This window comes from Rickettsia endosymbiont of Rhinocyllus conicus (genome assembly GCF_964026465.1).
Taxonomy (GTDB): Bacteria; Pseudomonadota; Alphaproteobacteria; order Rickettsiales; family Rickettsiaceae; genus Rickettsia.
The window spans coordinates 1,541,190-1,566,984 of the sequence record NZ_OZ032155.1; the positions used below are offsets into that span (position 1 = coordinate 1,541,190).

Here is a 25,795-nt window from a genome sequence, read left to right on the forward strand (position 1 = left end):
CCTGAGATTGCACACGTACAAAACTTACAGTTTATCCTCGCAATGACAATTCTTAATCCACGCCACCATGGAGTGGCAACTAACCCACTATCTTATTGCTACCCATAACATTATAGCCGCAATCTACATAATGAATTTCGCCTGTAACACCGGATGCAAGTTGGCTAAATAAATATACCGCCGCTCCTGCCACGTCTTGCTGAAGAGTATTGCGTCTTAGCGGAGCAGTTGCCGCATGAGATTTAAGCATAGTATTAAAGTCACCAATAACGCTACCTGAAAGAGTTTTAATAGGACCTGCTGAAATAGCATTTACACGGATATTATTTTCACCCATATCATTTGCTAAATATCTAACACTCGCCTCTAATGCCGCTTTAGCTACGCCCATAACGTTATAATTTGGTATAACTTTCTCAGCACCGTAATAGCTTAATGTTACTATACTACCGCCATCATTCATCAACTTTTCAGCTTCTCTTGCAAGCTCAACTAAAGAGTAGCATGATATATGCAAACTATTATTGAAATTGCCAAGGCTAGTATCTATATAACGTCCTTTAAGTTCATTTCTATCGGAAAAAGCCATGCCGTGCAGTAAGAAGTCAAAACTTCCCCATTTTTCTTTTACTTCAGCGAATAAATCAGTAATTGACTTTGGATTTGTAACATCAAGCTCGCTAACAAAATTGCAACCAACTTCTTCAGCAAGAGGTTTAACTCTTTTTTCTAAGATTTCTGATTGATAAGTAAAGCAAAGTTCAGCACCATGTTTGCGTGCGAGCTGTGCTATCGCCCATGATATAGACATATTATTTGCAATACCGGTAATTATACCCCTTTTCCCCTGTAATAATCCTGTAGTCATTAAACACGCTCCTAAATAAATATAAAATGAGATGGCATTGCTTGCGTAGATTGAAAATCCCACACCGTCATTCCGTGGCTTGAGAACTAGATCCAGAAAAACAATAAAAAATACTAATAATATTAGTATTTTTTAGCTGGACCCCGTGGTCAAGCCACGGGGTGACAGGGGGAAATGATCCATACCAGCAATGCTAAATATAACTTGCCTGGATGATAGCATGATGTATTATTTTGTAAATAAAATAATTTTGATAAAAAAATGTATAAACCGAAGATTAGCTGTTTATTATTAGGTCTATTAAGCGGCTTGGTTTTTGCTCCGACTTTTCTATTACCTGCATTATTAACCTTATCTTATCTGTGTTATTTAGTACAAAAATCTAAAGACTGGCAAGAGGCAGCAAAGCTTGGATATATATTCGGTTTTGGGCATTTTTTAAGTGGCATATATTGGATTAGCATCGGTGTTAGCGTTTATATATCAGATTTCTGGTGGGCTATTCCTTTCGCATTATTTGGCTTACCTATAATTTTAGCTTTTTTCGTATCTGCAAGTTGTGTGTTTAGTTTTTTTGTTAGAAATAACAAATATGATCATTTTATATTTTGCTTATATTGGGTGTTATTTGAGTGGGTAAGATCGTGGATATTTACCGGTCTTCCTTGGAATTTAATAGGTTATGCTTTTTCATTCTCAGATATTTTAATCCAACCTTTAAATATAATTGGAATATATGGGCTTAGTTTTATAGTAATCTATATTTCCACTTCTTGTTATCCGTTTTTTACTAAACAATTTGATCAGCTAAAAGTTTTATTACTGACTTCAAGCATAACCCTAGCCGTGATAATTACTTATGGCAGTGTAAGGCTATATAATTATCCTACAAATTTTACTGATATAAAAGTCCGTTTAGTGCAACCATCAATCCCTCAAACCGATAAATGGAATGAGGAAGAATTTTGGCATAATTTAATATTGCATATTAATTTATCGAAAAATTCAGAATCTATAGTCAATTCAGTTGGGCTTGGATACAAGGAGCAAGGAGCGAAGCCTATAGGTAATAGGAGAGCGACGAGTGACATCGTCAGCGAGCCTAAATCAATTGACTTAGTTATTTGGTCGGAGGCAGCTTTAGTAGTACCTTATGATATACCTGTGGTTAAATCAGAGTTGTTAGGGCTACTAAATTCGGTAGATGCTACTTTAATTACAGGTGGGATATCAGATAATAAAAAACGGGGAGAGGATTTTGAACTTTATACTGCTATGTATGCTCTTGAAAAGAACGGCAATAAATTATTTGAATATCATAAATCTCATCTAGTGCCTTTTGGTGAATATATGCCATTTAAAAAAATACTACCTTTTAAAAAGCTAACTCATGGTTTTATTGATTATACTGAAGGAAATGGCGGGCTTGTCTATCTTGATAAATATGACCTAAAAATAAAACCTTTGATTTGCTACGAATCTATTTTCCCTGATTTTGTCCGAACAAATAATGAAACAGCTGGTGTACTAATTAACGTTACAAATGATGCATGGTATGGAAAATCTAGCGGACCATATCAACATTTTCATATTAGCAAAAGTAGAGCTGTAGAAAATGGTTTACCGATGGTTAGAGTAGCAAATAATGGTATTTCTGCAATAATAGATCCTCTTGGTAGGGTAATAAAAAAATTAGATTTAAATGAAACAAATTATATTGATGGTTTAATTCCTAAAAAACTAGATTCTCCCACAATTTTTTCGAAATTCGGAAATATTACTATTCTGCTAATCGTATTTTTTATATTTTTAGTTAACTATTTATTAGATAAAAAGCTTATTAACTCAAGGGATTAGTTTAATTGTATTAAATTTTAATAAAGTTGCTTGATTAAATACGTGCTATGTGTATAATGTATATTTAAAGTTGAATATACTTTGCAATAACCAATTTTTAATATTAAGCCTATTATTAATTATGAATACAATAAAACACATAGATAAAATCGCAAGTGAACGCTTAAAGCAACGTCGTATTGCAATAGGTCTTAGTCAAAAAGAACTCGGCGAAACTTTAGACATTAGTGCTATTCAAATAAAAAAATATGAAGAGGGAATAAGTACTATACCAGTAAGTAGATTATATGTTTTAGCAAAAATTTTAAATACGCCGTTAAAGCATTTTTTCAACGCTTCTATTTCTGAAGAAGAAAGGTTAAATACTGACGATAATATTTTTGATAATGAAATTGAATATTTATCTAACGAAATAGATGAGCATCTTTTAAATAATGTGGCTGAAGAAGACGAAGATTATGAATATAACATTCCTTTTAGTAGAGAAGACTTAACTAGAACTTTAGAGAGAGAAATTTTATCATTAACTAGAGCGTTTACTAAAATACAGAATCCAGATGTTAGAAAAATAATATAATTGAGCTTGTTAGATCACTCGCTATTTGCGTATAAGTATTTTCCTGTTACTCTGCATTGCTTATTGCGAGGAAGCGTTGTGGCATGAATCGATTCTATCCAGTGATGGCGTTGTTGCGTGAATGCCAAGCTGTCATTGCGAATGAGCGAAGCGAATGTGGCAATCCAGGAAAAATAATAAAAAATGCTATAAGTTAGCATTTTTTAGCTGGATTGTGTACGTACAATTACTTTGTAATTTCCTTAGCTCAGACGGAAAAAATGATCCACTAGGGCAATGCCGTCATGGCATGACAAGGGTTGAACTGGACCATACAACAACATTAATTTTTCCTTGTAATAAGGGAAAAACAAGCCACGCAGGCAATAAATCTTTATCTGTAATCTATATTATGCTAAAATGCTGTCTTTAATACTTTAAATAAAAAGGCAGTTATTAGTGTCAAAATTTTCCTTTAATATCAATCATCAACATAAAAAAGCAAGAAGCGGGATTATTACTACTGCTCACGGCAATATTCGTACTCCTGCTTTTATGCCGGTCGGAACAAGAGGAACTGTTAAAGCAATGCTGCCTGAATCGGTAGGCGAAACAGGGGCTGATATTCTGCTCGGTAACACCTACCACTTAATGCTACAACCAAGTGCTGAGCGTATCGCACGCCTTGGTGGTTTGCATAAATTCATGAATTGGGATAAGCCAATACTAACCGATTCCGGTGGTTATCAAGTAATGTCTCTATCGAAGTTGCGTAAGATAACGGAAGAGGGAGTAAGTTTTAACTCGCATATTAATGGTGATAAATATTTGCTGACACCTGAACGTTCTACCGAAATACAGCATTTACTCGGCAGTACTATTACTATGGCTTTTGATGAATGTACTCCTTACCCTGCAACGTTTGAAGAAGCAAAAACCTCTATGCAGCTCACAACTAGATGGGCATATAGATCAAGAGAAGCATTTGTTAAACGAGATGGTTATGCACAGTTTGGTATTATTCAAGGTAGCACTTACGAAGAGTTACGCAAGCAATCGGCTAAAGATTTAATAGAGCTTAATTTTGAAGGGTATGCTATAGGCGGTCTTGCAGTTGGAGAGGGACAAGAGCTTATGTTTAAAGTTCTGGATTATGCCCCTGATTTCCTACCGCAAAATAAACCTAGATATTTGATGGGGGTAGGAAAGCCTGCTGATATTATTGGAGCAGTCAGCAGAGGGGTAGATATGTTTGACTGCGTAATCCCGACTAGGTCAGGTCGTAATGGTCAGGCTTTCACAAAATATGGCACGGTAAATATCCGCAATAGTAAATATGCTGAAGATAACGAGCCTTTGGAAACTGATTGCCTTTGCCCTGCTTGTCAAAATTATAGCAAAGCCTACTTGCATCATTTGGTTAGAATAGGCGAAATACTCGGAGCGATGCTAATGACTTGGCATAATCTTACATATTTTCAGAACCTAATGAGCCGTATTAGAGAGTATATTGCCTTAGGTAAAGATTTTGATTTTATTGCGTAGTTTTATACTGTGAAGATTGTAAAAAATCTTGATGTCATCCCGTGGCTTGTCCACGGGATCCAGCATAAAGCGAGATAAATCGAGCTTTTAACTTTAAAAACTTACTATATTTATAATTTTTTTACTGGATCCCGTGGACAAGCCACGGGATGACAAGAGTGAAGCCAAGATGAAAAAAATTTTAGGAATTGAATCAAGTTGTGATGATACTAGTGTTTCTATAATAACTGAAGATAGGGAAATCTTATCGAATATAGTCATATCACAAAATACAGAACATGCGGACTATAAAGGAGTAGTGCCGGAAATAGCCGCACGTTCTCATTTAGCTAATCTCGAAAAAGCTATGAAGCAGGCTTTACTTGAGAGCAATACTAGCTTAGATGAAATTACGGCAATAGCAGCAACTTCAGGACCTGGTTTAATTGGCGGCGTTATAGTCGGCTCAATGTTTGCAAAGTCTCTTTCTAGCGTTTTAAATAAGCCCTTTATTGCAGTAAATCATTTAGAAGGACACGCATTAACTGCAAGATTAACCGATAATATCCCATATCCATATTTGCTTTTATTAGCTTCCGGTGGGCATTGTCAATTTGTCGCAGTACTTGGGCTTGGAAAATACAAAATTCTTGGTAGTACTATAGACGATGCAGTAGGTGAGGCTTTTGATAAAGTGGCTAAGATGCTTGACTTGCCTTTCCCAGGTGGTCCTAAAATCGAAAAAAGGGCAAAGCTGGGCGATCCTTATAAATATAAACTCCCAAAACCGATTATTAATAGCGGTAATTGTAATATGTCTTTCTCAGGGCTTAAAACGGCAGTGCGTACTCTAATAATGAGCTTACAAGAGATTAACGATATTATAATTAACGATATAGCAGCAAGCTTTCAGTTTACAATAGGGGAAATTTTAAGCAGCAAAACACTAGAAGCTATTAAAGTTTATGAACGAATAACAAATGATTTTAATAGAAATATAGTAATAGCCGGCGGAGTAGCCGCTAATAAATATTTGCAAGAAATATTAAGTAATCGTACCAAAATACATGGCTATAAGCTTATTTATCCGCCCACAACGCTATGTACGGATAATGCTGCGATGATTGCTTATGCTGGGCTTGAGCGTTATAATAATGGGTTATTTACGCCTTTAAATTTCTGTCCTAAAGCTAGATGGAGCTTAGAAGAAATATAATTATACCTTTGATACTTCAATATTTGGTAAATCATAGAAATTGGTAATAGCTATGGGATGACAAGAACCGAAAACGCTTTCGGTGTCAGCCAGTGATGGTATTGCCCGTGTGGATCAGTTTTGCCGTCATTGCGAGGAAATTACGAAGTAATTGACGAAGCAATCCAGTAAAAAAATGCTAATTTATAGCATTTTTTATTATTTTTTCTGGATTGCCACGCTCATTTCATTCGCTCGCAATGACGACTTAGTATCCACGCGGGCAATGCCGCCACGGGGTGACGGTTTTTTACTTCATATTTCTCAAATGGTCTTCTAATTTTCTGAGCTTTCTTCCTGAATTCTCTACCGGTTTCTGGTATTTCGGCATTTTAGCATTTTCTCTATATTTATTAATTCGATCAATTTGAGCATTTACTTCATCAGTAATAGCCTGCTTTCTTTCTTCTATATTATTAAGCACCGATGCACTATATTCATAATTTTTAGCGTTGATATTAAAGTTACTAACTGCTTCTTCAATCCTTTTATCTAGAGAAGGCTCTGTCTTACTATCAAAAGATTCTATTGGTTTCTCTCTTTCATATTGTGCTATTAAAGCTGGCATTTCCTCAAGCTTAATATCCTCTCTTTTGAAATGATCTTTAATCTCTTTATAAGTTCTGTCGATATTTTCTTGAGCTTTTTCATGCATAATATCGTAATGCTCTTGACGACGAGTATATCGATCTTGATCTATAAATTCTGCATGTTTTTGATGAGCATTATCTATCATAGTCCGCATTTGATCATCGGTAGCTTTTTCTTGCATAAATCTATCACCCATTATCACTGGATCACTTCCTTCAGATAATCTATCACGCACTTCATGAATAAGCCTTCTTTGACCTAATTCCTGATAATATTCTACATCACTTGGTCTTTTTAATCTTGCTAAATATTCAGGCGATAATATATCTTCTTGAACAGCAAGCGTTTCTTTATTAATCTGCATTTGAAGCTCTTTGACTTCTCGTGCTCTTTCTTTATCTTTTAGACTTTCGCTATAAGTTCTAAGCTGTGGATCGTTATAGTCAAAGTCATGCCACTCGGCACTAGTTAGATTACCCTCATATTTATCACGTAAATCTTTACCAACTATTGCAGTAAGAGCTTCTCTTTTTAATCCTGTATAGCCGGCATATATTTTCTCACCTATAGCTACACGTTTTTGTTCTTTTAATTCACGTTTAGTTTTTACGCGATTTTCCATTTCTTGCCAGCTTCTAAGCACTCCTATATTTTTACCAAATAGCCCAACTCCTCTTCCTGACATTTCTTTATGAGCATATTTATAAGCACTTTGATAATCTCTAGTAAAGTTTGCATCACTTGCAAGCTCACGTAAGCTTTTTGCTGATTTACCTTTCTCACCTAAATCGGATTTCATGAATTTATCAAGCTCTAGTTTTTGTTCACTAGTTAAAGAGCTATAATTTTTTGCACCATATTTATTTTTGGCAAATTCATCTCGAAGCCGTGCAAAATTCATAGTTGCTAGTTTTTTCACATCCAAATCACCACCTTTCGGTAAAAACGCTTTATTATCTAGCAATTTAGAAATGCCGTTTTTATAATCTGCTCCAGCTTGCATATTAACGTCTTTATAGTCTATACCATAATTTCTTTTAACTTCATTTTGCACCGCTTTGTTAGCTGAAGAACTGAGGGCTTTATTTTCAAGCCTACCCATCATAAGCCCTTGATATTTTTCAGCAAAAAACATACTCGTTTGCTCTTGCATTCGGTTTATCGGCTTACTAATAACTCCTGTTGCATAATTTATCGGTCTATTGACCTGCTTCATGATAGAATCGTAAGATTGCTGGTTAACAGCCTGTATCGATGTTAAATTACCCGAAGTACCCGCAATAAAACTAGCCGTCGATATAGTAGTATCATTAAATTTACTAAGCAAATAAATAGAAACAAATATCAATAACAAGCCATCAAGCTGGACGAATTTACCATTTATAAAATTACTAATTCTATTTGCATCTTTAACTAAGTCTAAAAACGGTAATTGAATATAACGTTTATCTATACATTGATATGCCAAACACTTAGTACCATCATTTTTGGTATAATCTTCAGGAACTAATATATCTGCTTGAGTGAAATTCTTAATTCCTCCTTTCATTGGTACCGGAAACCACCAATAAAATATCGAATTACCAATACTTGAATCTAAATCTTCTGTAAAACTACCAAAAATTTGATTTATAGGTCCTAAATCGGGAAAATCTTTCTTACAGACAGCAAAACCTAATGTCGATTGTATTTCCGTTTTAATAATCATTCCGATAAAAGCAATACCGACAAATAAAATTATAGGTTGTATAGCATATGATATTAATTGCCTTAACCAATTTTCAAATAATGATCTAGTTATATTAAATAACATGAAACAAATAAATATCGGTGCCATTGTTATAATCATACCAATAGTTATTAGTGCCGTAAGATAAATAATTGTAGCTTTGAATATAAGTAAGAAAATAAAATACAGAGCTATTAAATATAATATGATATAAATAAACCCAAGTGGGTCTACAAATAATAAAGAAAATAGCTTAGATAAAGTTTGCGGGGAAATAAGAAGATTTAGTAAACTTTGACCTGTTGAAGCATCTTGTACTATCTGTAATATCTGTGCTAGCCCTTCAACAAAAAATACAAATAAATAATCATGGAAAAATGTCCAAGCTTTACTTGTACTTAATAATATTGAAACTACACTGACTTTTAGTATTCTAACTACCAGCTCAACATGAGTCATGTTTATGTTTCCTATTAAAAAGGAAAATCCAGTAAACATTATATAAAGAGTTAAAAGAGCCGAAACACTTAATCTATAGCCAGGTGTTTCAATTATTTGCTGATAAGTTTGTCTTACAATTCCAGGATCTTTATCGCTAGTACCAAATAACTCATTCTTTATTAAATTTGTTAAAAATTGTAGGGGATCAGGTCTTGTATCGCTGACTCCGGATTTTATTACTACCCTATATTGTCCACTATTATCATCATAAAATTTGTCTAAAATTTTAAAATATAGAGGAGATTGAGCATAATTTGAAGCTTGATCGCAAGGTAAGCTAGTACAACCATATTGGTAATTTATACCACCGGCTTGTAAAAACTTTCCAGTACTGCTAATACTATAAAATTCATAACCTTGGCTTGTAACTGGTTCACCTAAATGCTGCGTTATGCCTTTCGGGCTACGCTGTGAATCTGGCGACATATTAGGATTAGAACCTTTATCAGCAATTAAAAAATAAAGCCCTACCCCGTTTGTAAGTATACAAGGAGCATTATTAATAGGTGCATCTCTTGGCGTAGGAGTTGGACACATCTTACCGTCAGTAAATTGACATGGTCGCAGTCTAACACAAAACTCAGCTAAGGTAGTAAAATTATTCTGCTGCCCATACCATGGACACCATGCTGATAACATCCCTGAAGTATTCTTGTCCCCAGACATATAATCCCAAGGTCTTACCATAATTGTTAAAGGATAACCATTTACTTTATAAGCACTATCCCGCCATGGTGCTACCTGGTCCCCCTCTTGTCTTGAAGTAACTTCAGATGGATCATATCTAGAAGAAATATTAAATTTTATAAAACCGAAATCATCCGGATCGATACAAGTATCCCCAGTACACCCCGACAGTGCTAATAACGATATTAATAATGTAATAAAAATATTTCTGTTCATTTTAAATCGATTTGTCATTCCGTGGCTTGTCCACGGAATCCATAAAAATTTTATTATTTTAAATTTCAACATCATTGCGAGGAGAAACTACAAGTTTTGACGAAGCAATCTTAGGATTCTTAAATATTTCATAAGATTGCCACGTCGCCTACGGCTCCTTGCAATGACACTAATCGTTCCTTTCCGTCTGCTCAGGTTTCGCATCATTACGATTTTGAAAAAACTTACCTGTATGCTCCCCACCACCTTGCGGCTTTCTAGCTTCATAATTCTGATCAATTACCTTATCTTTAAAAACCCGTGCTGGAGCAAGGGCAGCTTTCTTAATTGGGGCTGCTACTGAACCTATATCTTTCATAATAGATTCTGTAGGATTAGAAGGAGCTTGATAATTACCTTCTATTCGTGCAGGAGTAACCTGCGTTAACATACCAACAACTATAGTTACAAAACTTACTAAACCATATGACATTAGACAATATGAATAAAATAATAAAGCTGTAGTGAACAATACTAAAAATGTATTAGTGTCATTTGTTAAAATATTAGAACTAGTAATATCTGGAACTTGTGGAACAAAAAAAGGTATTCCTGGTAAAAACGGTAAAGTAAAAGAAAAATTTAACGGAATACCAAGGTTTGACAAATCAAGCCCTATTTTAATCGGTATGAGCGTATCCCAGCAAGCTCTAACAATTACTTTTAATAGCTGTTCTGATAAAATTTGATCTATTAATAAAAAGAAAACCAATAATATCGTTGGCTGCACTACATAGCTAAATAGAATTGATATCCAACTATCAAACATAGTTTTTGTTTTTTCAAACAACATTAATATTATAAAAAATGGTGCTAATGAAATCATAACTGTCAAGCCTATAAAGGCTATAACATAACCTATAATTACTTCAAGTACTGCTCTAAAATAAGTAATAAGTGAGTAAATGGTTATAATAGCAATAAATGCTAAACCATTATGTATTTGCAATAGCTGAATAAACAGTAATCCCCAAATCCTACCATTAGTATATTTATCAAATATAGGATCAATAAAACCAAAAATATTAGATTTAGAGCTTGTAGCACCTACAACATTCGTTGCAAAGAAATCTATACCATTAATAAATGCACTAAAGAAATTGTTATTAAAGAAACTCCAGCTTTCAGGTCTAAGTAAAATAGCTACTATAGTTATTTTAAATATACGAGTTACTACTTCTACAGCAGTTAATTTCAAAGCCCCCAAAACAAACATTAAACCAAATATAGTAACGTAAAGCGTTAATGCGGTTTTAGCTATATTTTGTATTGCAGAATTTGCAACTAACTTAAAATAAAAATCCTCGCTATAAGTTCTAAATTGATCTGTAATAGGTTTAATTGCCCCATTATAAACTATATTTGAAAACCAAGTTGTACCAGTATAATTAGCATAATCTACACTAATTGTTCCCTGTATATTACTATTAGGATTTTTTACTCTTAACCATAAATATCCATCTTGTGGTGCATCACCTGAAAAATCATAACCGACTGTAGTGCCGGGAGTAGATGAACTAGGTAATGTACCATCAGCTGTTATTAAATACTCTAAAGTTATATTTTGTTGATCACCTGGGCTGATGGTGTTTGTACCGTTACCTATCTCAACAATCATTGCATAACGACCAAAATATAAAAAATTAGTTGCCCAATTACCATTAGTTATATAAGTTGCAAAATCAGTATAATTAGAAAAATTTCTACTCCAATCACTCATTGAAAAAGAATTATTAAACATACCGGTAGGCTGCCAATCGCTACTAAAATCCATAGCACCACCGCTAGTTGCTTGATAATACATAAAACCATTCTGTGTATTATCATTATTAACAAAACTTTGATCACGATTTTTAATAACTTGTCCACCTATTTTAATAACCATTCCTCTACCTTGATCATAATAACAAGAAGGGTTAGCATTTAAATTAGAATTAGCAGGGCAAGAGTTAATCATGCTCATAAAATTTTGTAGTGTAGTTACAGCCATTGGCTTACCAACTAATGCACCATTACTAACATTAGTATATTTTGTAGCCGAACCTGTACCAGTACATAAAGTTGCTCTTTGGGCATCTATAATATTACAAACTTGCTCTGCACTTGAGTAAACTATCCTATTTTCAAAATTACCAAGATTGCTTTCAGTGTAAAGAGCAGAAGCGGCAAATACAGAACTATCGAGTTCTTTAGCTAGTATATTATTTAAGGTGCTTGGAGTTTTTGATGTACTTGGATTAAAAAAATCATCTTTATCAGCTAGACTAATATTTACTATATCACCAACATTAACCTGAATTTTTGGATTACCATTAGCATAATTAAAGTAGTTAACATAATTATTCATCTTAGTAAATGATAATGCATCAAGGTTTTTATCAGGAGGTATAACACCATCATTTGCTGTACTAAAACCTGGGAATCCTGCAACTTCAAACTGTGAGTTTTTGTAATTATAAGTTTTTATAAAGACTTGCGGAACACTAAACCTTGGGTCAATTCTATATAATACTAGATATTTTCGAGGCTCTGGGGTAAGACCTGCAGTAGACCATTTAATCTTAAGCAGCTTACCTTTGTCAACTACACTACCAGTTGATTGCCAATCTCCAGCAGTCGATAAACTAATACCTATTTTACCCTCTTGGAAACTTGTAAATGTAGGTACTTCTAAACAACCAAAAATGCTTTTAAGACCGCTAAGCCCACTTGACATCCAAGTAAAGTCATCACCTTTGGCAGGCGACGCCATAAATAAAACTAATAAAATTAAACTTTTAATAATTTTCATAATTTTTTATTTTGGTATTTCCGCTTTAGGCGGCTCTTCTTTTGGTGCATTTTTTCTAGTTTTCTCAGCTTGCTTTAAAGTTTCATTACGTTGCTTTAATCGTTCTTTTGCTCTACCAGTAATACCTTTTCTTGTTTTTTCATCCATACCTACTTGGCTCAATGCTCCCTGCTCTGCAGCACCTGACATTGCTCCACCCATACTAGTAGCTGAAGGACCAGCCGCACTTGTCAGTCTTGCTACCATATTACCGGAAAACTCAACATAACCATACATACCATAAGCTATAATAACTAATGCAACTATATTTTGCATATTCACACCCATCATACCCGACATATAATCCATGCCCCAAGGTGCAAACCAGTTTATACAAAAGATTGGTACATTAAGTAATGCAACCGGTAAAATAGTACCGATAAATGGAATTTTTATAGGTAGTGCACATTTCCAACAAACGCTATAACCTAAAACAAAATCTAAATATATCGTAAATAATTGAGTCAGCACGATAATACCAGCCATTAAAACAACCGGCTCAATCATATATCTAATTGTGAATCTAACCCAATTATCAAATAAATACCTAGTAAAATCAAATAATAAGAAGCTAATAAATATAGGTGCTATACCAATTAGTATACAAGTTGCCATAAATGCCATAATATAAACGGCAGCTGCTCTAAATGCCGTTATAATTACAATCATTACTGCAATAACAGCAATTATAAAATATATAATACCGCTAAGACCTAAAGATAATAATGCAAGTAATTGTGCCATAAATGTTTGGCTAAACAATATTCTACTCATTACGGCATCTAAAAACATGAAAGGATTTGAAACCGCATTAGTGGAAGTAAATAAGCTATATCCGCTCATATTAGAAATAATTTCATCGGAAAAGTTAGCAATAGTGTCAAATAGATAATTATTAAAAAACTCAAACGTATTGCCATTCATAAGTCCACTAACAATACCTATTTTTACTATTCTAACTACTAAATCTTTTTGGTTTATTTTTGCAAAGCCCAGTAAAAACATTGCCCCGTAAACCATAACATAAAGAATTAGAAGTGCTTTAATATAATTAAAAAAGTTAGTACAAGAAGACGTATCCCCTCCATAACATACTATATTTCGGAAAATAGACTCAGCAGCCCCTTTAACTTTACCTTTAAATAACTGAAGTAGAGGATTCATTACTTTAATAGTAAAGCTTCCTACTGACTGAGAAGTTGAAAAATGTACTTTATAACTACCCTCACTATCTTTATAATCATTCTGATCGTTTAGAACTCTCATCCATATATACCCTTCACCAGCTGCATTAAAATTAGCTTTACCCTTACTATCTACTATAGCAGCTTCAGGCGAATAATTCTTACCGCTAGTATTTGGATTTTCTGCACTTGGTACTACTAAATATTGTACCTGACCACGATTATTAAAAACATCAGTTAAACTATTGCCATTTTCTCTATAGCATTTAGTTTGTTTGATGTTCATAACATAACCACCAGTATTTTTACTTGCATCCTGAGAAGTAGGACACCAGAGCCTATACTGTAAATAGCCTTTATCAGTATTACTATTAAATGGTATATTATATATTACTTTATATTTATTACCATATTCGGTAGGCTGATCTGAAGCTGTTACAAATTGAGCAAATTGTAAGGTGGAAGGTAGGGTTGAATCTACGTTACTTGTATTACTTATTTGCCATATTAAGCCTGTTGGACCCTTACCACCATTACCATCTGACGTATACCAAAATCTTCGTTGTGATTGAAATTCCCCTCCATTACATACACCTGAAGTACACCCAGCTCCGCCTATATAATCTTTATCTTTAGGACTACGATCATCTACACTATCAGGACATTTGCCGTTTGGCGGAATATTAACATTATTAGAACATTGAAGATTAGCATAATCAATAAATATACCCCCAGAATTACTTGCCCAACTAAAAGTAAAAGTGCCATCATCCTTATAAGGTTCCGGCATTGTTCCATAATTATTTATCCAAGCCGGTAAGGAATCGCATACATAATAATAAGTACACCAAGCTGAGGGGGCCGTGTAACACCAATCTATCGTTCCCCAAACGCAACCATTTGGACATTTTTGCTTTTTATTACCTTGCCAATAATTTTGCTTTAATTCACAAGCATTTACATATGGTCCTGAGTAAATAGAGTATCTTCCACAAATTGGGCTATAGGTAGTTTTATTTTCTGAGCAATCAGCCGTAACATTAGTGCCTTTAAAAGCATCCGTAACCCCTACTGTCCCACCTGCCCCAGGAGAATAATTAGGCGTCACCGAAACTAATATTCTATCATTAGCATACATTTCAGTAATATTACGCCACTCATTATTTTTTGCATCCATTATCAAGGAAAGCGGCGGTTTATTAACATCTGTAACACGAGGAATAGGAATCATCTTGCCATTATCGTCTAAATTAGACTTACCTGGTCTTGTACTTTCAGTAAATTGCAAATTATCTTTCGGCACATAAGCAAGACATAAACTAATCTGACCAACTACTTGTAATGATACTGCTTGCTTATCTTTTACTTCTACTTGGGTATTTAACCACTCACCATAATGAGCAGGATCAGGAGTAAGCTGCATAGTACCATCTGGTAACATTGTAGAGGTATTAACATAATTAGCATTAGCGTTAAGAGTAATTGTACTAGTTATAGAATCTGACCCTCCTTTACCACCTGGAGCATACCTCATATAACAACCATTACCAACGCTTACTGCTCCTATCATTCCAAGGGCTGCAAAAACGAAGCAAACAAGGGTTGCTACTATAGCAAGCACACCTAAAATTTTTATTAAGCTACTTTGCATATTACCTTATTTACCTCCACTCGATGATAGTGAATCTCCGCTGCTATTTCCTCCGCTTGAGATAAATGAATCATCACCTTTTTGTCCTTCTGACCGTTTACTTCCTCCATCGCCTGGCATATCACCACCACCCGGAGGTTTACCTTGCGTTGCTTGTGCGGCATCCTTAATAAAAGCTGCTCCTTGTTTTACTAAATCAACAATTTTAGTTGGGCTTGCTGTTACCGCATCCATTTTTGGACCATTAGTTAAATCAGCAGCAAATTGACTTATCGATTTAGAGAAATAATAGAAAATTACCGAAAATACCAAAACGCACAACAGCTCAGCAAGAATGGACACAACATCTTTAGCAATTGATTTTATAGGGAAAAGTATGACTAAATGTTCTTCCCAACCTTTACCAGCATAATAATTTAGCATTTTATATCCAAAGCTTTCTTGACACACCTCTGCACTACTAGCTGGCAACCTTAGTTCAAAAGTACTAAATTTTACATTATTTTTTTCGTAATCATACCTTAAGAACTCACAATTTTTAAATATCGCTGAATCATACATGGTAATTAATAAAGCTATAAAGCCTGCTACTACAGCTGGTTGTAATGCACATGACAATGATACTTTCAACCATCCATCGAAATAACCCTTTGTACGATTAAATAACATCATAGGAATAAATATTGGCGAAACATATGTCATCACATAAATAGTAATCATACAAACTAAATAATGTGTGATAAAATATAAAAGTATAGAAAGGAATATTACCGCAAATACTAAACCACTTATAAGAATAATGACGTTTCCTGCCATAAAGAAACCAAACATAACAGTAAAAAACCTTAAAGACCCTACTGAAGTTAAAGCATTTGGACTGTTTTTATCAGGAGTTCCGAGATTTGGTATAGGTATACTGCCGCTACTATTACCACCATCACCTCTTGCAAAACTGCTCAATATGCCATTTTTATCTATATTATAAAGCAAATCTAAACCAAGATAATAACCTATACGGCAATCTATAGAATCCCATAAAGCATAAAATTGATACCCACTTTGGTATTTTGAAGTATCAAATACGCATAATCCTTTTGAACCCGCAGCATTAAAAATAATTTGTGCAAATTCCGGTGCTATTCCTGTTAAGAGAGGTAACCCGTATTTTAACATACCATTCTCTTGAGTTGGCTGACTGCTATTAAAATTCAGAGGACCAAGCCCTATAGAAAAATAAGTAACAAATAAAAGTTTTATTATAAAAAGGGCTATTTTATCTGGGTTGCCATATTCTTTATTAAGCACCATATTAAATGCAAAAAACATTACGTACAGAATCAGAGCAGCACCAATAGCATTTTTTAAATATCCTTGAAAGGTAGGGAAAGCAGTAAGATTAGTTATTTCAGAACTTTGACTTTGTGAACCGCAACTATTTCCTACAAAAAATATTTTATCAAGAGTTTCTTTTAAACACTGGACAGCAAGACCGGAAAAGTTAATTAATGATTGACTATAATTTGCTCCAGTATAGCAACTTTGCCCTATATTATTACAGCCAGGATCAACAGTGGGAGGAGCAGGAGTATTACTTAATGCTTTACATGCCACCGGCATTGGTCCTCTTGACGTTGGCATAAGCAAACATATATCATTTTGCCATGTTTGCACTGTTAAGACTATATTTTTTAATATAGGATTTGCACCAAGATCAGGATTATTATCCTTGCTTAAATCGCTAATTTTTTTAGAATCACCTTGATTTAAAGTATACATAGTACAAGGGTCACTACTACCATCTTTATTCTTAAAGCAAAAAGTTATACCCGGCTTGTTTGCATCACAATTCCCTCCGGGTGCTTTCATATCAATACTACGAATTATGTAACCATATGCCGTATCAGATTCTAAATACCCATCTGTAGTAGTTGGCAACGAGGCACAAGAATCTCCAAAGCCGGCAAAACTAGTTAAAGCAAAACCTTCCAAACAAACGACAATAATAATTTTTATAATATTATGGATTTTCATCGGAACCGCTATCTATTTTCTTGCTTCTATTTTCAATCGTTCCATCATTTCGCTCGGTTGCTTTATCTTTTGCTCTACCACCCCCACTACGATATAATTCTTCCGTTTCTTTCTCAAATGCTGCTCTTCTATCACGAATTTGAGCATTTCTCATCTCTTGCTTTACGTATCCTGCCTCACCTATCTTTAATTCGTGACTTTCTTGTTCGGTAAATTTTCTGTCCTTATCAAGCCCTCTGATAGTACGTGTAACTCCAAGGTTTTCGTCTAAATTAAGTTCCGGTTCCACCTCAGTAGTATGTTTTACTCTTGGCTCTTTTTGTTCTTCTTTCTGAGATTCAGGCACAGCTTCTTTAATTTCTTTTGTAACATTAAGCTTACTTGATAAATCTTCAAGCTTATCTTCTGCAGTACTTCTTACAACTTCTGCTGCACTTACTTTCGGTGGCTCAGTTTTAATAGCAGTATCAATTTGCGTTGAAACTGTCGTTGGTTGAGACACAGGTGCTTCTATAGGTTTTCTATTGCTAAAGCTAGTATCAAGCATTTCTTCAGAAGCACTACTTGGTGTTGCTGTGCCGCCTACACTTTTACCAACAGAACTTAGTGCAGAAGATGGAGTTGCAGCCGTACTAGACGGTTCTCTAAGACCACCTGATGTGAAAGAATCACCTCCTTCACTACCACCACCACCACCGCTACCTTTTACTAAATCACCGGCTCTTCCACCTTTAGTGCTGAGTAAATCACCACCGCCGCCACCTTTGGTAGCGAATTGGTCAAGACCTTTGGTTGCAGCACCTGCAGCAGCAAGCCCTGCCATTGCGGCTTTAAATATCGCTTGCGGTTTTATGGCAACGCTGCTAAGAGCTACCCCTTCCGTCATATCTGCTGCAAAATTAGCTAGCTGGCTGCTAAAATTATACATTAAATATAAGGTAAAACAGGCTGTAACTAGAGCAAGTAAAATATCTTTAATCTTCTCAAAAAGTAATTTAGGAGAAACAAAGAACATTCCCGGACCTAAAATTACTCCTGATAAAAACTGGAATTTAGAGAGGAAACTACTTGTACTACTATCTCCAGGTTTTGGATTACATTTAGTATCTGCATCGGCTGCCTTTGGATCGCAAGTCTGGTTTGGTTTACTACTAACTATTTGTTCTACACTGTCTTTGGCAAAGTTAAAAGCTGTTGAAATCGGATTATTTAACATATAGCCTAAGCTATTTTGACAACTTTCTGCATCTTCTTTACTATATTTTGTCCAATCATTATCAACAAAAAATACTAAAACATCCCTTTTAAAAGTTTGTCCCTGTAAGGCACCCTCTACACTATTATGAATCAATTTACTTTCATATTGGCATTTTCCGTAAAAACCAAAATCATAAACCGCAAACATAGTAATCATAAAAGTAACTACTACCATAGGCTGAAGTAAAAACGAAATCATTAGCTTAACCCAGCTATCAAAATAATTTCGTGTATAATCAAATAAAAACATCGGTACGAAAAGAGGTGCTAAAATACCAAGTATTACTATAGATACCATGCACATAACAGTGGCATTAACCATAAAGGCAGCCACTGAGATCACAAGCAACGGATAGGCAAGAGCTAGAGATACTAGCATCATATTACCAGATATTATAGCGGGTATTAGTAGGTAGATATATGGAGGAGCACTAAAGCTAAAAAAGTCAAAATTTGCAAAATTATGGCTTCTATAAGTATTCTCAACTAATAGTGTAGATAACATATCTAGCCCCAAATAATGGGCTACCCGACAATCTAAAGCATCCCATAAGGCAATATATGCAACACTATTGTCATATGAAATATCCGGACCATTAAATTTGCATAACCCAGATGGTGCAGCATTCATAACCCAACTTGCTAATCCGTTTATACCATTAAGCAAGAAAGGAAATGCCCATTGAATCATCCCATCCATACGGTCATAAGGGGAAGTACTACCTGGCGTTATGTTCAATCCTATTGAAAAATAAGTTACAAATATTATTTTTAATATAAAGTTTATATACTCATTTTTTGGAGGAACTTGACCTGCAAGAAGTATTTTAGCACCAAAAAGCATAACATATAAAGTTAAGAAAGCCGTAACTATTCTATACATTCCTACTTGAAACTGGAATAAAGCACTAGTCTGCCTTGAAGCTGAATTAACTACTGAGTTTACATCATCAAAGCTACATACATCTTGACTGATTAATAGCCTTGCAATCATTTGTCTTATGCATTCTATGAGCGGAGAAGTCATAACTACTGCAGTTCTTGAAGCGTTATAAGCTTTTTGATAGCACCCCCCACCTGCTGCACTACAAGAAACCAATGCTAAAGGATCAACAGCTTTATTATTAGGATCGTCAATAAAATCTGTATCGTTTACATCCATAAAGCTATTATACATAGATTTTGGAAATGGCTCTTTTATATATTTACATCCCACCGGTACTATACCTGTAAAACCATATGTTCCGACACATATACGATCATTATCTTGAACAACTTTCCAAAAAATCGGCACCCCCATATCCCACATTGTACCGCTATCTTCAGGCTTTTGGGTATATATATTATAATAATCTTCTTTCTTATTTTTCCAAGCTTCCTTTATATCATCCCATGGATCAGTACCGGTTAATACAGCTTTAGCAATAGCAAGTGCTGATTCTGCAACTGCTTTTGCTCTAACTACTGTAAGTTTTGCATTACTACATAAACCAAAAGTTAATTCAAGTTTTTTAGGGTCAGGGTCAGCTCTGTTTTCACGCGTACATTGCCCTCCCGGAAATTTTGTACCAAATAATTCATTGTCATTTATTCTAAGCTTTAAGAATGTATTCATGTATAAAACAGGAGATACAAGATTCATTATAGCAAAAGTAAAAAAGGGAGCGACAATGCAAGTTTGAGAAAATTCGGTACGTAATAAGTCACCGACTCCTTGTGTTTCACAAGTTAAATTCTGTAGTGTATTAACAATAGTATCAAGGGTATCATCGGCATATGACTTGCTTGTAACCCCAAAATTGAGGATAAAACTGACTACTAAAATTTTAAGTAAAGTACGAGGAAATAATTTCATGACTAGCTACTTGCCTCGTGTGTGATAAACGTCATTGCGAGGAAAAATTGAAAATTTTGACGAAGCAATGCAGTAAAAAATGCTAACTTATAGCATTTTTTATTATTTTTTTGGATTACCACGCTCCTTGCAGTCGCGTAGCTCAGACGATTTTTTAGGCTTACAACAACCAGTAACCATAATCCATTAAATCTACAATGTCTTAACTGCTTCATAGAATATAGGCAACCATTTTTCCGGATCATTCCCGTATTTTTCCCTAATTTGATCGAGTAGTATAACAGTTTCCACTCTACCCGATAAAACACTAATTATATTATTCATACCGTCTAAATTCACTTTAGCAACTACTGCGTCTACTCCTTGTTTTACCAAAAAGTAACGCGTCGTAGGGTCGGTAGTTTTAATCAAAATATATTCTCTCTGACTTAACATAAAAGCACTACGATAAATATCGGTAGCTTTAAGGTTAGGTAGGAAAATTTGCGTAGCCGTCTGCTGAATTAACGTATTACTAATTCTACTTTTTGCTGCATCTTCTACGCTTTGAGTAGCAAATATAACAAAAGCATTTAGTTTTCTCAACACTTTTAACCAATCTTTGATTTTAGGAGCAAATACTGGATTATCGATTAAAGCCCAAGCCTCATCAAGTACTATCATAGTTTTTTGCCCATCCAAAGAAATATTTATGCGATGGAAAATATACAACAATACCGGAGCAAGGCTTATTGGGTCTTTAAGTAATTCAGTCATATCAAAGCCAAACACTCTAGCTTTTTGCAAATCAATATCATCTACTTCATTATCAAATACTTTAGCGTGAGAACCATTTCCAACCCACATCGCAATTCTACTTGCTAGACTATCTGGTGTATCGATTCCAAGAAACGCTACTACATTACTAAGCCGCCTATCTTTTTTTTCTAGTCTAAAATTACCACTCACTGCTTGCGATAATATTTTATTATCTTGTGCTGTTATACTCTCACCATTAGAAGTTACAAGCACCCTTAACCACTCTAGAATAAACGTTCTATTTTCACTAGTATCTTCAAGCTGCAATGGGTTAAAGTTACATTTTAAACCTGGATCTATAACTGTATAAACACCGTTTAAAGCTCTGATAAATATTTCAGCACCACGATCTTTATCAAAAAAGAACATACGTGGTTTGAATTTTTGTGCTTCAGCACATAAGAAATTCATAAGAACAGTTTTACCGGCACCAGTCGGACCTATGATTAAAGTATGCCCAACATCTCTTACATGGAAATTAAAATAGAACGGAGTACCTGAAGTTGTATCTAGCACTGTGACATATTCGCCCCAATGGTTATCTCTCACCTTTCCAATAGGGTAGTTATGTTGAGAGGCAAAACTAGCCATATTAAGGGTATTTATGGTGGATGTACGAACTATATACTCCATATTTCCCGGCAACTGTCCCCAATAGCTAGGCTCCATATTAATTTTTTCTCTAACAGGCTGAATTCCTGAGTTAGAAAGCTCAACAGATGCCATTGATAATATATCTTCTAAAGCTTTAATACTATTTGCAGAACATAAAAGTGATAGATGATGTTCTCCAAAGCCAATATCACCACTAGTTGCCATATCAAGTGCTGTTGATATTTCAGCAATTTGTGAAGTAGCTTTATCACCTGCTTGTATCATTCTATTTTGCTGTAATTGCATTTTACCAATTGCTACAGTTCTGTTAGCAAATATAAAACTCTGAGTCATTACGAACTCAAAAGGCATTTGCAAAAATCCATCAAAAATCCCTGCCGAAGTATTAGGTCCATATTCAAGAATACTTATTATTCCAGCATATTTAGTTCCAATCGAACTTCTTGCCTCAATAGTACGTGAATCAAAAAACAAGCGATGTGTTGGTAAATATTCATCTATAGTACTACGTGGCAATGCTACTGGACCTGGCGAGTCGCCACAATTAACTAAAGATGAAAGAAATTCTAACATTTCACAATAATTACCTGTAGGAGTTTTACGAACTCCAAGAATCCTAGCTCCATAACTTCTAAATGTATTAACTATTCTGTTTGACATTTCTTGGAGATTTTCTTTCATCTCTTTCATGTCATTTTCCCAAACATTTTTATTAGATTTTTGTCTAAGCTTCTTTAAAAAATACTCAACTATAGCTGCACCACCAGTATCAGGTTTGTATAAAATACTGACATATAATTCATTAAAAAACGATCTAGCACCTGCGTGTTTTTTACGCCATTCTGCTCCAAGATACGTAATAAAATCGTTTGGTACTTTTACAGTAGGATCATAAGTAAATTCAGTATCGTCAAATATTACTGCTTTACGTCTTCTGATAGTATGGAAATATACAACAATATTTCCTGAAGCCATGTTTTTAAGTAAGGCATTCCTTATATTCTTTTTAATATCTAAATCTTCATCATCGGCTGTTTCAAAAGAAAAGCCATTTATTTTAATAACTTGTAGAAGCGAATTATCTTTAGTTAAAATGGTATTACTATCCCAATGACATTTATAAGGGATAAAATGCGAAGTAGGTCTATCTTGTTTAGCTCTTAATTCATTAGCTGCTCTAGTTCTAAATAACTTCATTGTGTAACTCAACTTAACTATTTTGATTTTTGGTTCTTATAATGTCATTCCCGCTTAAGGCTTTGCCCGCCTGGATCGAAAAGCACCCTAAGGTAGTCATGCCGTGGCTTGTCCACGGTATCCAGAAAATAATAAAAAATACTAATTTTATTAGTATTTTTAACTGGATCCCGTGAATAAATCACGGGATGACAGGGGAAAAATCGATCCACGCGGGCAAAGCCTTAAGCGGGAATGACATATAATCCACACAATAGGCTAATCCCTAATAGGAATGATATCAAATTCAAATTCCGTATGAATTTGCCCCATAATAAAATTTATTAGGACATTGGCTAGTCCTTGACATTTTATTCATATACAACTCTATAAATCGTGGCTCTTTAAAGCATATAATATAGGCTATTAAATGTAGACCTGCTGCGATGAATAAAATCATAATGCCGTTATTCCAAATAAATACTATCATAGTCATGATCATATTTAATGCTGCAAATTTAATACTCACACCAAATATCATGGGTGGTCTAGTTAGCCCTACGAATAAAAGATCGGTTGCTAATGTTCCTGCCATATACTTTTCCTCTTTTATATTTTTTATTCAATAATAAACATAAACTTAAAAATTATTAATATAAATTTATATTTTTATTTGCAAACATAGTTAATAATATTGAGTTTGGTATCTTACTATTAACAAAATGCACATTATTACCTATACTTTCAATCACCTTAATTGCTATTTTGATTAATTCTTCTTCTAAATAATGATTACTATCATTTAGCATTGATTTTAACAAATTAGCATTTTGTATTTTCATATTATACTGAAATCCTCTAAATATCTGGGACATTTCATATGGAAATATTAGATGCTCTGCTCCTAAAGTAACAGCAATTGTCGCAGCAGTTAAATTAACATTTAGTAAATGGGTCTTTTCTTGGTCATCATTAGCAAAAGGAGTGATTACAGGTATAATATTACTATCTTCAAAATTTAATAGAATTTCTGGGTTAACTATAATAGGCTCGCTTACAAAGCCAATATCTATAACGTCACGATTTGCAACTCTTCTATGTGATAATTTTGATTTTCTTGCTTGTAGTAAATTCGCATCTTTTCCTGAAATACCAACCGCATAACAACCTTTATTGCTAAGTTTTGTCACAATAAGTTTGTTGACATAACTCGATAGAATTTCCATAATAATAGGATTATCTATGGAACTATTTTCCCTTACTTTATTAAATTTTTTACTGAAACTTTTATCTAATTGTGATATTAAAGATAGATTACCTAAATCTATATGGTCATGTACTATATAGATTTTAGCACCGCACATCTCAAGCAGTTTGATAGATTCTATAAAAGAAGCAAACAACTTCTCATTAATAATAATATTGATTGGTAACTTTAGAACTATCGCTTGATTTCTAAGCTCGTTACTACATGTGATTATATCCCTAATTATAGTAATGTCGCCTAATTCAGAAATATTATCTATTTCTTTACTTTTCAAGTTTGATGCATTTTGCCAAACTAGTTTTAAGTTCTCTTGCACCTTCTTTACTCCTACTACTTACATAAATAAGATTACATGAGTAGTTTAAAGTTGCAAGAAAATTCTGTGCTTCTAGGTTAAGGTTTTTACGATCCGTAACTTTATCGGATTTTGTAAAAATAATTTGGAAATCTCGCTTATTTGCAAGTAATAACTCCGCTACTTTTTTATCGTTCTCTTTAATTCCCCTTCTTGAATCTATCAATAAGTTAACTAATTTTAGATTATCACTCTTGCGTAAGTAATGATTAATTAATATTTCCCACTGATCTTTAACTTGATTTGGAACTTCTGCAAAACCATAACCTGGTAGGTCAACTATTATAAGTTTATCTACAAGATTAAAGAAATTAATCTGCCTAGTACGCCCTGGGGTATTAGAAACTTTAGCAAGTTTTTTGTTATTACATATAGTATTTATTAGACTTGATTTGCCGACATTTGATTTACCAACAAAAGCAATTTGCGGTAATGCAAAATTAGGAAGTTGCTTTATATCCATAGCACCAGCTACAAATTTAGCTTGATGACGAAAAAGCTTATTATCACCTACTAATTTTTTATTAATTACTTTTTCATCAGTCATAATTTTGTAACCTGTATATTATACGTCCTGTGTCATCCTGTAGCAAAATTACCCTCGTGGATCAGTTTTTTCGTCATTGCGAGAAGAAACTGTAAGTTTCGACGAAGCAATCTTAAGAATGTTGTATTACTTCATGAGATGCCGCCCTCTACTTAAGTTCGCTCGCAATGACGACTCTCGATCCACACGAGAACTTCATTTACAAGGCAACAATAAAAAAATTAAAATAAAATATATGGTAGCGGGGGCTGGATTTGAACCAACGACCTTCAGGTTATGAGCCTGACGAGCTACCGAGCTGCTCCACCCCGCAATAAAGAAATTTGATGACTTTGTTTATTAATATTATAAACAAAGATTAGCGACATAAATGATTAGAGTAAGTTTTTACCCCATAGTAATGTGT

Annotated in this window: 14 protein-coding genes and 1 tRNA gene; 4 read left to right on the plus strand and 11 right to left on the minus strand. The window is 34.2% G+C overall.

What is annotated here, in order from left to right; genetic code table 11:
* Window positions 1-79: 79 nt before the first annotated feature.
* Window positions 80-868 carry an enoyl-ACP reductase FabI gene (gene fabI / locus AAGD54_RS08360; protein WP_341794580.1) on the minus strand — a complete coding sequence of 263 codons (789 nt, stop codon included), beginning with the start codon at window positions 866-868 and terminating at the stop codon, window positions 80-82.
* Window positions 869-1,129: 261 nt separating this feature from the next.
* On the opposite strand from fabI, the gene lnt reads away from it, so the two are divergent.
* The 4 genes from lnt (at window position 1,130) to tsaD (ending at window position 6,021) form a co-directional block, all read left to right on the plus strand.
* Entirely contained in the window at window positions 1,130-2,725 is a 1,596-nt protein-coding gene (gene lnt / locus AAGD54_RS08365) for an apolipoprotein N-acyltransferase (protein WP_341794581.1), read from the plus strand.
* Window positions 2,726-2,846: 121 nt separating this feature from the next.
* Window positions 2,847-3,302, plus strand: a complete 456-nt coding sequence (locus AAGD54_RS08370; RefSeq protein ID WP_341794582.1) for a helix-turn-helix transcriptional regulator — start codon at window positions 2,847-2,849, stop codon at window positions 3,300-3,302.
* Between the two features lie 438 nt (window positions 3,303-3,740).
* Window positions 3,741-4,826 carry a tRNA guanosine(34) transglycosylase Tgt gene (tgt, locus tag AAGD54_RS08375; protein WP_341794583.1) on the plus strand — a complete coding sequence of 362 codons (1,086 nt, stop codon included), beginning with the start codon at window positions 3,741-3,743 and terminating at the stop codon, window positions 4,824-4,826.
* Between the two features lie 169 nt (window positions 4,827-4,995).
* On the plus strand, window positions 4,996-6,021 hold the full coding sequence (gene tsaD / locus AAGD54_RS08380) for a tRNA (adenosine(37)-N6)-threonylcarbamoyltransferase complex transferase subunit TsaD (protein ID WP_341794584.1): 1,026 nt from the start codon (window positions 4,996-4,998) through the stop codon (window positions 6,019-6,021).
* A 289-nt stretch (window positions 6,022-6,310) separates the two neighbouring features.
* Here the strand turns inward: tsaD and AAGD54_RS08385 are convergent, their stop codons facing one another.
* The 10 genes from AAGD54_RS08385 to AAGD54_RS08430 all read right to left on the minus strand — a co-directional run bounded on the left by AAGD54_RS08385 (window position 6,311) and on the right by AAGD54_RS08430 (window position 25,702).
* A complete protein-coding gene (locus AAGD54_RS08385) occupies window positions 6,311-9,784 on the minus strand; it encodes a type IV secretion system protein (protein ID WP_341794585.1) in 3,474 nt (1,157 codons plus the stop codon).
* Between the two features lie 169 nt (window positions 9,785-9,953).
* On the minus strand, window positions 9,954-12,614 hold the full coding sequence (locus AAGD54_RS08390) for a type IV secretion system protein (protein WP_341794586.1): 2,661 nt from the start codon (window positions 12,612-12,614) through the stop codon (window positions 9,954-9,956).
* 6 nt (window positions 12,615-12,620) lie between these two features.
* Entirely contained in the window at window positions 12,621-15,488 is a 2,868-nt protein-coding gene (locus AAGD54_RS08395) for a type IV secretion system protein (protein WP_341794587.1), read from the minus strand.
* Window positions 15,489-15,494: 6 nt separating this feature from the next.
* Window positions 15,495-17,519, minus strand: coding sequence for a type IV secretion system protein (locus AAGD54_RS08400; protein WP_341794588.1), 2,025 nt, complete (start codon window positions 17,517-17,519; stop codon window positions 15,495-15,497).
* Window positions 17,506-20,631 carry a type IV secretion system protein gene (locus AAGD54_RS08405; RefSeq protein WP_341794589.1) on the minus strand — a complete coding sequence of 1,042 codons (3,126 nt, stop codon included), beginning with the start codon at window positions 20,629-20,631 and terminating at the stop codon, window positions 17,506-17,508. The genes AAGD54_RS08400 and AAGD54_RS08405 overlap by 14 nt, the downstream gene beginning before the upstream one ends.
* A 192-nt stretch (window positions 20,632-20,823) precedes the next feature.
* Window positions 20,824-23,241 (minus strand): VirB4 family type IV secretion/conjugal transfer ATPase, encoded by a 2,418-nt coding sequence (locus AAGD54_RS08410; RefSeq protein ID WP_341794590.1) that lies wholly within the window; start codon window positions 23,239-23,241, stop codon window positions 20,824-20,826.
* A gap of 286 nt (window positions 23,242-23,527) precedes the next feature.
* Window positions 23,528-23,815, minus strand: coding sequence for a type IV secretion system protein VirB3 (locus tag AAGD54_RS08415; protein ID WP_011477926.1), 288 nt, complete (start codon window positions 23,813-23,815; stop codon window positions 23,528-23,530).
* 55 nt (window positions 23,816-23,870) lie between these two features.
* Complete coding sequence (locus AAGD54_RS08420; protein WP_045799127.1) at window positions 23,871-24,803, minus strand: acetylglutamate kinase; 933 nt, start codon at window positions 24,801-24,803, stop codon at window positions 23,871-23,873.
* Window positions 24,751-25,389: a ribosome biogenesis GTP-binding protein YihA/YsxC gene (yihA, locus tag AAGD54_RS08425; protein WP_016948318.1), complete on the minus strand. Its 639-nt coding sequence runs from the start codon at window positions 25,387-25,389 to the stop codon at window positions 24,751-24,753. Before yihA ends, AAGD54_RS08420 begins: the two co-directional genes overlap by 53 nt.
* A 236-nt stretch (window positions 25,390-25,625) precedes the next feature.
* A tRNA-Met gene (locus tag AAGD54_RS08430) sits at window positions 25,626-25,702 on the minus strand.
* Between the last annotated feature and the right edge of the window lie 93 nt (window positions 25,703-25,795).

Excerpts from the sequence above, each read along its gene's own strand:
- fabI (WP_341794580.1), bottom strand. The coding sequence starts at position 868 with ATGACTACAGGATTATTACAGGGGAAAAGGGGTATAATTACCGGTATT.
- lnt (WP_341794581.1), top strand. The coding sequence starts at position 1,130 with ATGTATAAACCGAAGATTAGCTGTTTATTATTAGGTCTATTAAGCGGC.
- AAGD54_RS08370 (WP_341794582.1), top strand. The coding sequence starts at position 2,847 with ATGAATACAATAAAACACATAGATAAAATCGCAAGTGAACGCTTAAAG.
- tsaD (WP_341794584.1), top strand. The coding sequence starts at position 4,996 with ATGAAAAAAATTTTAGGAATTGAATCAAGTTGTGATGATACTAGTGTT.
- AAGD54_RS08385 (WP_341794585.1), bottom strand. The coding sequence starts at position 9,784 with ATGAACAGAAATATTTTTATTACATTATTAATATCGTTATTAGCACTG.
- AAGD54_RS08390 (WP_341794586.1), bottom strand. The coding sequence starts at position 12,614 with ATGAAAATTATTAAAAGTTTAATTTTATTAGTTTTATTTATGGCGTCG.
- AAGD54_RS08395 (WP_341794587.1), bottom strand. The coding sequence starts at position 15,488 with ATGCAAAGTAGCTTAATAAAAATTTTAGGTGTGCTTGCTATAGTAGCA.
- AAGD54_RS08400 (WP_341794588.1), bottom strand. The coding sequence starts at position 17,519 with ATGAAAATCCATAATATTATAAAAATTATTATTGTCGTTTGTTTGGAA.
- AAGD54_RS08405 (WP_341794589.1), bottom strand. The coding sequence starts at position 20,631 with ATGAAATTATTTCCTCGTACTTTACTTAAAATTTTAGTAGTCAGTTTT.
- AAGD54_RS08410 (WP_341794590.1), bottom strand. The coding sequence starts at position 23,241 with ATGAAGTTATTTAGAACTAGAGCAGCTAATGAATTAAGAGCTAAACAA.
- AAGD54_RS08415 (WP_011477926.1), bottom strand. The coding sequence starts at position 23,815 with ATGGCAGGAACATTAGCAACCGATCTTTTATTCGTAGGGCTAACTAGA.
- yihA (WP_016948318.1), bottom strand. The coding sequence starts at position 25,389 with ATGACTGATGAAAAAGTAATTAATAAAAAATTAGTAGGTGATAATAAG.